Here is a 938-nt window from a genome sequence, read left to right on the forward strand (position 1 = left end):
GTTACGGATTTGTTCCATAACTTTAAACAGTGATTTTCTAATTCTATGAAATCTTGTTCTTGTACAGAACTTAGGGAATAAATCTATTAAATTTTTTGAACAGAATCCAAACCAAGCTTTCTCAGAAGTTCACCTACTATGGAAATTGTGATTATTTCGCTATCGCTCATAATGGCTTTATCAATATTTCTACGAAATTTAATATGTGCTGGAGTTATTCCATGGTAAATATCATCAATAATAACAAAAACAACAGTAATAAAATCTTTTAAATTGTTTATTGTTGTGATAGAATTTTTATTAAGCTCTAGCATATATGTTTCCCCCTATCTCAGGGCAATCGCATCAATATAATACCTATTTATAAATTAATTGTATAATTTTCTAATTTGAACACATTTAATTCATAAATAGGTTTATTTATATTTGCATTGTGTTACTATTCGAAATATTTAAACAATTAGATGTAAAAGGCCAGAAAAATCATATCCAATTTTTTGAAAATGAAGTTCTTATTTAATTCCTAGTACCTTCTCTAAGTACTTAGTATCTAAAGCACAATTAATCATTTTACCTTTAATACCTAACTTTAACGTTTTTTCTTGTTTAAGAAGATTTAGAGCTATATGCCGAATAACCGAAAGATTTTCTTGAGAATTTCCTATTCTTATTCTACTTTGATCTTCATTAAAGCTTACATCTAATACCCAATGGAGTTGATTTTCAATTCCCCAATGACTTCTTCTATACTTTAAAAATTCTTCTGCTGTGCAATCTAAACTTGTTAGGAAATAAGAATATTCAATTGATATTTTTTCATCAATTGTTCTTTCGGATTTAATCATAGCTATACTGCTTAAGTTTTTCCACTTATCCTTTTCATTTAACCATTCAATATTGTTTTCTATATAACATTCACGTTTTTCTATTCTTCCATG

Annotated in this window: 1 protein-coding gene and 1 pseudogene; both read right to left on the minus strand. The window is 27.0% G+C overall.

Annotated elements, in window-relative coordinates; translation table 11 throughout:
- Positions 1-314 (minus strand): annotated as a pseudogene (locus CLTEP_RS14570) (IS982 family transposase); the annotation flags it as partial.
- A gap of 198 nt (positions 315-512) precedes the next feature.
- On the minus strand, positions 513-938 hold a 426-nt coding region (locus CLTEP_RS14030), incomplete at its 5' end, for an ISAs1 family transposase (protein WP_153016363.1).

The sequence above is a fragment of the Clostridium tepidiprofundi DSM 19306 genome (genome assembly GCF_001594005.1).
GTDB classification, from domain to species: domain Bacteria; phylum Bacillota; class Clostridia; order Clostridiales; family Clostridiaceae; genus Clostridium_AC; species Clostridium_AC tepidiprofundi.